Annotated in this window: 8 protein-coding genes and 2 pseudogenes; 2 read left to right on the top strand and 8 right to left on the bottom strand. The window is 66.5% G+C overall.

Annotated features, from left to right (window positions below; all coding sequences use genetic code 11):
* Positions 1-64: 64 nt before the first annotated feature.
* The gene (locus SM450_RS30840; protein ID WP_474623299.1) at positions 65-823 is read right to left on the bottom strand and encodes a hypothetical protein; all 759 of its coding nucleotides are present in this window, start codon (positions 821-823) and stop codon (positions 65-67) included.
* Between SM450_RS30840 and SM450_RS30835 the strand changes: the two genes are divergently transcribed.
* Positions 791-1,702, top strand: coding sequence for a site-specific integrase (locus SM450_RS30835; RefSeq protein ID WP_474623298.1), 912 nt, complete (start codon positions 791-793; stop codon positions 1,700-1,702). The two genes, SM450_RS30840 and SM450_RS30835, sit on opposite strands and share 33 nt — an antisense overlap.
* Positions 1,703-1,996: 294 nt before the next feature.
* Here the strand turns inward: SM450_RS30835 and SM450_RS30830 are convergent, their stop codons facing one another.
* Both SM450_RS30830 and SM450_RS30825 read right to left on the bottom strand, forming a co-directional pair.
* On the bottom strand, positions 1,997-2,407 hold the full coding sequence (locus tag SM450_RS30830) for a hypothetical protein (protein ID WP_474623297.1): 411 nt from the start codon (positions 2,405-2,407) through the stop codon (positions 1,997-1,999).
* A gap of 201 nt (positions 2,408-2,608) precedes the next feature.
* The gene (locus tag SM450_RS30825; RefSeq protein WP_474623296.1) at positions 2,609-3,502 is read right to left on the bottom strand and encodes a hypothetical protein; all 894 of its coding nucleotides are present in this window, start codon (positions 3,500-3,502) and stop codon (positions 2,609-2,611) included.
* A gap of 543 nt (positions 3,503-4,045) precedes the next feature.
* On the opposite strand from SM450_RS30825, the gene SM450_RS30820 reads away from it, so the two are divergent.
* Positions 4,046-4,564, top strand: a complete 519-nt coding sequence (locus tag SM450_RS30820) for a hypothetical protein (RefSeq protein ID WP_474623295.1) — start codon at positions 4,046-4,048, stop codon at positions 4,562-4,564.
* Positions 4,565-4,941: 377 nt separating this feature from the next.
* Here SM450_RS30820 and SM450_RS30815 read toward each other — a convergent pair whose 3' ends face one another.
* From SM450_RS30815 to SM450_RS30795, 5 genes and pseudogenes are all read right to left on the bottom strand, one after another.
* On the bottom strand, positions 4,942-5,313 hold the full coding sequence (locus SM450_RS30815; protein ID WP_474623294.1) for a hypothetical protein: 372 nt from the start codon (positions 5,311-5,313) through the stop codon (positions 4,942-4,944).
* A gap of 137 nt (positions 5,314-5,450) precedes the next feature.
* Complete coding sequence (locus SM450_RS30810) at positions 5,451-6,674, bottom strand: IS110 family RNA-guided transposase (RefSeq protein ID WP_474623293.1); 1,224 nt, start codon at positions 6,672-6,674, stop codon at positions 5,451-5,453.
* Between the two features lie 266 nt (positions 6,675-6,940).
* Positions 6,941-7,579: pseudogene (locus SM450_RS30805) on the bottom strand (IS701 family transposase); the annotation flags it as partial.
* 215 nt (positions 7,580-7,794) lie between these two features.
* Positions 7,795-8,445 (bottom strand): hypothetical protein, encoded by a 651-nt coding sequence (locus SM450_RS30800; protein ID WP_474623292.1) that lies wholly within the window; start codon positions 8,443-8,445, stop codon positions 7,795-7,797.
* Positions 8,446-8,531: 86 nt separating this feature from the next.
* A pseudogene (locus SM450_RS30795) lies at positions 8,532-8,702 on the bottom strand (IS701 family transposase); the annotation flags it as partial.

Below are 8,702 nucleotides of genomic sequence, written 5' to 3'. Positions count from 1 at the left end.
TGGTCCATCTTCCGACGCCAACACCAAGCCGAAGCCAAGATCAGCCACTACGCCCGACAAGCCCTCACCGAGCCCTGAAACGGATCTCCTGCTGGAGTATTAGAGCGCAGGTCAACTGTAGATTTCCACTCGATCCACGTCTGCTCATCACTCGGCTCGGCGTTGTATACCGCATCGAGCACTGCGAGCCACTCACCGGGACGTATTGGTCGACGCCTTGTGTCCATATCGAGCACTGTCCGACTGTACCCTGTGACCCGTCGCGGTCAGTAGTCAAGCGGCGTATGCAGGACGGGTCTGCGGCCTCGATGGCGCGTACGCGCCGGATCAGCTCGGTCGGGCCACTCTGCTCCAAGACGTCAATCACGTCGGGCCAGTCGAGCAGGCCGAACAGGGCCACCAGTCGGGCGGCTCCGTCGGTAAGCACCGCGACTCGTCGGACACTGTCGAGCGGAACCTCTCCGGTGATGGCGTGTTGGGCGGCGAAGGGGTCTGCGGCTGCCACCCAATAGCCGCCAGGCTGGTTACGAGCGGCCAGCTCGGCGTGCTTCATCCGTAGCAGCGCGGCCTGCTTTTCAGCCGACCCGAACGGGTGCCGGTCGGCTTCCTTGCGTTCGGCGCGGGCGGTCTTGTCCACTCGGTCGTCGGTGATGACTTGGATGCCGTCTGCGATGTCGATGAGCACGGTGACGTCACCGAGCACCAGGTACTCCAGCGCGGTGCCCTTGAGCCTCAGCATGGCCGTAGCCGCAGAGGGCGTGCCGGGGTGGCTGAGGTCGCAGGTGTCGCGGTGCTGGTCGGCAGTGAAGCGGATGCCGTTCATGAGCGCGTTGGCCAGCCCAGGGCGAACTACGCCACACTCGTAAGGTCCCACATCGTCAGCGACCTCGGCGCGAGAAGGCTACGGGACCTCACCGCGACGGATGTCGACCGTTGGCTCATGGGCAAGGCCCAACACCTGAGCACCCGGACGCTTCGACTCCTCCACTCCTTGCTGAACCGCGCGGTCAATCGCGCCATGGCGCGGGACAAGGTCAAGCGCAATGTGGTCGCGCTCTGCGCCGTTCCCACCGGTCGTGGTGGCCGTCCCTCAAAATCGCTGACGCTCGACCAGGCAAAGGCGCTGCTGGTGGCTGCGGAGGGCAGCTCGTTGCACGCCTACATCGTGGTCTCACTGCTGACCGGTGCCCGTACTGAGGAATTGCGGGCACTCACCTGGGCGCATGTCGACCTCAAGGGCAAGCCGGCCAACGAGCCGCCGTTGCCGCCCTCCATCCAGGTATGGCGCTCAGTACGCGCCGATGGTGACACCAAGACCAGGAAGTCGCGTCGCACCCTGGCCCTGCCGGCCCGGTGCGTCACTGCGCTCACCACCCACCACGAGCACCAAAGCCAGCCTCCCGCTGACCGACTCGTCTTCGTCTCCGCCGCCGGCACCGCCCTCGACCGGCACAACGTGCTGCGGGCGTTCCGCCCTGTCGTCGCCAGAGCGGGCCTCGACCCGCGCGACTGGACACCGCGCGAGCTGCGGCACAGCTTCGTCTCGCTGCTCTCCGACAGCGGCGTGAGCATCGAACAGATCGCGGACCTCTGCGGGCACTCCGGCACGACCGTCACCGAGAGCGTCTACCGGCACCAACTCCGGCCGGTGCTCCTCGGCGGTGCCGTGGCCATGGATCGGATCTTTGACGCTGAGGCATAGTCACTCAGCTAGTCACCCGGACGTGACAAGAGGGCATATCCATCGATGAGATATGCCCTCTGAGCTGCGTCGGGACGGCCGGATTCGAACCGACGACCCCTTGTAACGGAAAGTAGCCAAAGGAGGCTTGTCATTACTTGCCTGAGGTGGTCGCTGAGCTGCAAGGACGTTATTGAGGTCTCACCGACCCTTGTCACTCTTCGCCAACATTTGGCGTGGGTTTTCGGGGGGTAAACGGGGGGCAAGGTTGAACGTCCGCCGCGTCTGCCCGTCTATCCAATCGGTCCGCCAGCTTTATAGATCGTGTACCAGCCGGACTTGCGGCAGCCCGTCCTCGGTCAATGCGATCGTCACCGGGACCTCACGCGGCGGCGGTCTCTCGGTGGTCTCGCGCAAGCTGCGGTGCGCGGGACATTCGCAGGATGGCTGCAACGGGTCCGGGCACCCGACGATGGCAGACGTCAGCCGCTGGACCCCGTCGGCGTCGACCGGCCACGACCAGTCCATGTCCCACGGCCCCTCCCACGGCGGGTGGAAGCAATCGTGATCAAAGCGCACCAGAAGTCCAGCCCCACACTCCGAGCAGGCCTCGACGCGGGTCCAGCGGTAGTTGACCTGGTGCCCCGAGGCACCGTGCGGGACGCCCCAACGGCTGATGAGCACCACCGTGCGCTGATCCGCCCGACACACGACGCAGATGCCCATGACTGCCCCTCCCCTGCCGTACGCCCACCACCATTCTGCAAAAATCGGCCCCCACGATCGGCGTGGTCCCGCCCGTCCCTCAGTGGTCAGGGGATAGATGGACGCGCTGTCACGGGGTGTCAGGTGCGGCGTGTGAAGTCACCCCTCGGGCGTACACCTCGCACGTCGAGGGCACCGCGTCATGACCTCTGAGGAGTGGCTTCAGGCCCAGAAGAGAGGGTCGCCGAGATTCTGCTGATCGCTGAGGGGCTGGCGGGTTGGGCTTGAAGCGCCGTCGAGGCTCGTGGTGTACCAGCCAGTGGAGTCATAGATCGCCACCCGCCTTTGGTCGGAGGCGGGCAAGACCACCGGTCGGGAAGCCTTGCTCGCCGGCGCGACCTGCTTGACCGTCACCGTCCCAGCAGGCATGTCGACCGTGGCCAGAGCGACGCTTCCGTAATACTGGCGCGACATATCGAGGGAAGAGGTGCACAAGAACGAGGCCTTGTCGACTTGCGTCTTGCAGTCGTACGAGAAGTCGCCGCCAAGTACATCGCCGCCCGGCTTGACCCCGGTGACTATCAGACTGGTGACCGTGCTGCCGCGGACGTAGACCCGCACGTCAGACTTCTTCAAGGCGGCGATACGGAACTTTTTCTCCTGTCGAACGCTTCCCGCGCCCTCATCCCTCGGAGCTGTGTCCGACTGGACCGGATCGACTGACATGACCCGGCCGGGCTCCGACACCGTGGCGCCGACCGTGGCTCGGATCCGGCCGTCCTCGCCGAAAGTCGGGTTGTCGAAGCACTGCTCAGGCTCACCGAACGTCTGCGGTGGCTCCCACCGTCCTGACGGGACATAAGTGCCACCTGTCAGCGTCGCCACCAAGAGCTCGCAATCGTTGGTGTATGCCAGGCGTTGCATCGACGCGTCGAACGCCTCCCGACGGTTGACATCGGCTTCGCCCGGCGCCACCGCAGTGGCGAGCAGATTGCCCGTGGTGACGTCATACACCAGCAAGCCCTTGCTACCAGCGGAGAAATCGTCCTTCGAGACCACGATCCCCGACGGCAGACCAACCTGGCCCGTCGACTCGACCACACCGTCGTCACCCACCGGTGCGCTACTGCTCTTGGGCTGCTCAGACGAGCCTCCACCGCACCCGCTCAACAGCACAGCAACAACACACACCACCGCGACCGGCCGCACGACAACCTCCCCAGGCCCGAGGCCGGGTGACGACCCCGCAGCAGTGATCCTAAGCCACGCAGCTACACCCTGTAGTCCCCTCAATCCGGTCGACCGTGGGGCCAAGCTAAAGCACGAGAATCGCTTAAGCCGGCGCAGGGCCCGCCTCGCCGAGTCCGAGGCGACTCACCTGCGCATCGCCGAACTTGCCTGGCTGAGCCTGGCGACGGTCAGGAGGTCTTGACCGAAGCGATCCAGGAAGAGTCCGGCGCTCACGGCCGAGGCTGCACAGATGCCCCTCGCTGAGCCGTACCAGCATGAGCTGACCAGCGACTGTGCGCCCCACCGCTGATATGTCGCACTGCCCTGCCATGATCACCCGCGACCCCCGAGAGGTAGCGACGGTTCATGACCGATCGCGGCCACGCTGGCCGAGTGGCCGGCACTGCACCATGACCAGGAGACACACGAATGCGCAAGACCATCATCGCCGTCGGAGCCCTCGGACTGACTCTGCTCACCGCTGGCTGCGAGAACGCGGACACCATCGAGCCAGCCACGCCCGCCGCCCCGGGTGCCGCCTCCGCCGAGGCCAAGGCCGACAAGCCGCAGGAGCCGAAGACGGTAGAGGCGGCCAAGGCGCTGGCTCAGAAGGAGTACGACACCTATGCGGCCGGCGACTGGAAGGGTGCATGGGACCTCTGGACCAAGGAGGGCAAGGCGGCGATCACCCGCGACGAGTACGCCCGCCTGCACACCGAGTGCAAGACCATCACCGGCCTGACCTTCGAGATCACCGGGACTCGTCTTGAGGGCGAGGGCACGGCGGTCGTGAACTTCAAGCGGTCGATCGCCGCCGGGATGTCCGAGATCCGATACGAGGACGGGCAGTGGCGGTTCCAGCCGGACGCCGAGTCGATGGCGGACTACGTCAAGGGCGTCGACAAGGTCGTCGCAGAGGGGCAGGCCAGCGGGCGGTGCCAGAAGTAGGCGAGGCACGCGAGTAGCCCTACGGGCCCGACTCTCTCAATCACGCGGGGGTCGGGCCCCTTGCTGTAGCTGCTTCAGGCCGGCCCACCCCGGCTCACCCGAGCCGGACCATCGCGGGCATGTCATACACCACTTCCATGGACGCAACCATGCGAAATCTGCGTCGCCTGTCGAGCGGACCAGCGCACCGTTGTTTATATCGACACCCTGAGCGTGCCGCACGGTCCCCCCGGGCACCAGGTCAACTACCGCTGGACCCCCGAGGACGCACCCGCTGCCGCCCGTATCGTCACCATGGCAAATAAATGAGCATCACTTGGCGCGGCGTGCCCGTGCCGGACCAGTAGGTGACGGCAGCCCCCGCCACCAGCTGTGACTCATACCGACGTGCGCAGGGCCTCTTCAAGACCGGGATAGGTGAAGAAGCTACTCGGCCCTTCGTACGTTCGGACCGTTGTCAGGAAGTCGCGGAAGAGCTCGTTGCGGGCCGGGCCGAGATGGGTGGTGTGTTGGTGCAGCCGGACGGCGAGTTCCGGCATCGGGTTCGACGTGCGGCACTCGTGGTTCTCGGCCCAGTTCGTCAGTGCAGTCCGCAACGTCTCGAGAGTGAGGAACGGCGCGTGCTGCACGAAGAGCTGACCGGTCTGGCCGCCCATCTCCCAACTAGCGGCCTCCTTCAACAGCTCCACGGTCATCGGCACGAAGTACGGGTCGGGGTGGGACGACACGACTGCCATCCGGTGGTGCATGGGTAGATCCTCGACACATGCCGCGACTTTCGGCATCCGTTCACGGACGTACGGGCTGCGTACGACGGCGAGGCTGTTCGCGTCGTCGGCGGGGAGTGGGCCCATCGGGCTGAGCGGGGGGTGTCCCTATGGTTCCGTCAAGCGGGGACAGGGCTGGTGGGGCGGGGTTGGTAGGGGATCTTGTCGCGGAGCATGGCGAACAAGACGTCGCAGCGGCGTCGGGCGAGGCAGATGAGGGCGGCGTTGTGGCGTTTGCCCTCGGCCCGTTTCCGGTCGTAGTAGGCCCTGCTGACAGGGTCGGCCAGGGCGGCGAACGCGGCGAGGAAGAACGCTCTTTTGAGGTTCTTGTTGCCGCCTCGGGGTGGGTGTTCGCCGCGGATGCTGCTGCCGGATCGTCGGGTCACCGGGGCGAGCCCGGCATAGGCGGCGAGGTGACCGGGGGTGGCGAAGGCGGTGCCGTCGCCGACTTCGAGCAGGATCCGGGCGGCGGTCCTGACGCCGATGCCGGGCATCGAGGTCAGGACCGAGGCGAGAGGGTGCGCATCAAGCATCCCCTCGACCTCGCCGGCGACCTGGTCACGTTGCCGCAGGACGTCACGGAGGCTGTCGGCGAGGCGAGGCAGGATCGTCTCCGCCGCGGTGGTGCCGGGGACGGTGACGGTCTGCTCATCGAGCGCGTTCATGATCTGCTCGACCAGGCGTTCACCCATGCGGGGTGCGTGAGGTCCGGCGATGGATAGCAGTTTGCGGCGGCCTGCCCTGCGCAACCCGACCGGTCCGCCGCAACGTGACAGCAGCTCCAGCACGGCCTTGTGGTGGACCTTCGGGCCGAGGACTCGTTCCAGGGCGGGGTGGATCTGGGTGAGCAGGCCACGGATCCGGTTGGACACGCGGGTGGCTTCGCCGGCGAGGTCGTCGTCGAAGCCGACGAGGACCTCCAACTCGGCCAGAGCCTCGTCACCGGTGTCGACCCGCCGCAGGGTGTGGGGCAGGGTGCGGGCGGCATCGGCGATGACGTAGGCGTCCCGGGCGTCGGTCTTCGCGCTGCCGGGATGCAGGTCAGCGATCCGCCGCATCGCCAGGCCGGGCAGGTAGGCCACCTGATGCCCACAGGCCCTGGCGACCGCGACCGGCAGGGCGCCGATCGAGGCCGGCTGGTCGACCACCACCAGAACCTGGCCGTGACGGGCGAGCTTATCGAACAGCTGCCGCAGCCGAACCTCGGTGTTCGGCAACGCCGCGTCATGCAGCCGCTTGCCGTCCGGGGACAACCCGACCGCGTGATGGCCACCTTTGCCGACGTCCAAGCCGAGATAGACGCCGTATCCGTCGTTCACCACACCCGCCTCCACGCATCTCATCGTGGCCTCGGCCGCTGGTCTGAGCGTCGGACTGCCGGCAGCCACGTTACGAAGAGACCTACCCCGAACACGGGTGGCCGTGTCCCTATCAGCGGTCCACCGACGCCACCCGACCCGGCGACAACACCCCCCGGATCATCCGAAAGACAGGGGCAGGAAGTCATACCGGGCCGGGCGACCGAGAGTCCCCGGCTGGGGACGATCAAAAAGGTAACGTGTCGAAGGTTGAGCGTCCGCCACGTCTGACCGTCTATCCATCGGTTGAGCTGCTGCAGCCAGGTCCGGAACTTGGAGTCCTGTCCGTAGGCCTCGTCCGCGGTGACCCACCTCGCTGGCACGCCGGCGGTGATGGCACGTTCGAGCATTCGCAGCCCCAGCGCGGGCTTCGTGGCGAACCCGACGCTGGCCGCGATACCGGCTTCCTCGCGGCGGGCGGGGTCGTCGCACCAGCCACGGGGCAGATACAACTCCCGGTCGATCAGCGTGCGCCCGGCCGGGCTGGCATAGGCCAGGAACACCCCGAGCTGGCAGTTCTCCGTCCGCCCAGCCGTGCCCGAGTACTGACGCTGCACCCCAGCCGACTTCATCCCCTTCTTCAGGAACCCGGTCTCGTCGACGATCAGCACCCCGTCATCGTCGCCGAGGTGCTCAGACACGTAGGCGAACAGGTCGTCGCGGACCGAGTCCGGGTCCCACGCGGACCGGTTGAGCAGCCGCTGCATCCGGTCAGGCGTCGCGTCGCCGGCAACCTCGGCCAGGGTCCAGCCGTTCTTGCTGGCCAGGCGTGACAGCAGCCCGACCAGGTAGGTCAGCGCCTGCCGGCGCGGCTCCGCCCGCCCGAACCGGTGCGCGAACCGCGCCAGCAGATCATCCAGACCCGCCCGCCAGCCCACAATCTCATCGATCAACACGAGCACGGAACCCTGCCCGCACTGCGACTGGCCATAACAGACAGACAGTGCGACCACGCAAACCACCGACCGAATAGCATCGACATCCGCAGCTTCGTGGTCGGCTCAACTCCGACATCGATCATACCGATGAGCTGCTAAAACCTCAGATGAGACAACTACGGCTGGAGTACTAGCCGACAGTCAGTAGGGCGATGCCTCGATCCAGGTTAGACGTCTGCGGTCCAGGGTTCTCCGACGCCCGCGCGTTCCGCGGTGCGTCCGGGCGGTAGGTCGAGAACGTCGATCAGGGTGGGGTCCTCGTCGACGGCATGGTGCAGGTGTCCGACCTTGCCGGTGCCGCCGCTCGCGTCAGAGGCTCCGATCAACTGCCAGACGCCGTCGTCCGCGTCGTGACTGACGAACAGGACAGGCTCGTGGCGTTCGAAGACCTCAGGGGTCTGGATACAGGTGGTGCCGAGCAACCAGTGCCGCATCCAACCGGCTCGCCGATCATGCTGCATGACGTGGTCGGCCACCCACCAGACGAACGGCAGGTCCTCGTGGGCGCGCGACTGATCCGCGCTCAGATGCGGGCCGCCCTGCGGGACCTGCTCGAACGGCTCATCGACGAGCGAGAACGCGTGGCCGTCGTCGTGCGCGAAAATGACGGCGTGGAACGTGCCACCGCCAGGATTGCCGACACCAATCCCGATCGACAGACGGGCGACGCGCGGGTGTGAGCCGGTGGTCCACCCGAACGCGTACGACGCCAACTCGCCACGCGGCCCCACGAACTCGCCGAACGCACGCCGGTCCACGCCTGTGACATCGGCCGTGGGCACCTCGACGAGCGCACCCTCCAACACCTGGATCTCCACGCCGGCAACATAGCTGATCGAAGACATCGACCCGCAGGCACACGCCACCGCCAATCACTTCTGATGCACGCCCTAGTACTCCAACGTCACTTCGCCTGTCTGCGCTGGTAGTGGGAGCGACGGGCTCGGGCTTGGGATGTTCGCCGCCAGATTGACCGGTGCAGGGTGTGCGCTGGTGGTGGTGCTGTGGCGAGGACGAACGCGTTGAGGAGGCGGCGGATCTCAGCGAGGGTCAACGCGATGGTGTCCGCATCAGC

The organism is Micromonospora marincola, assembly GCF_056150385.1.
This window is presented reverse-complemented; position numbering and strand designations above follow the sequence as displayed.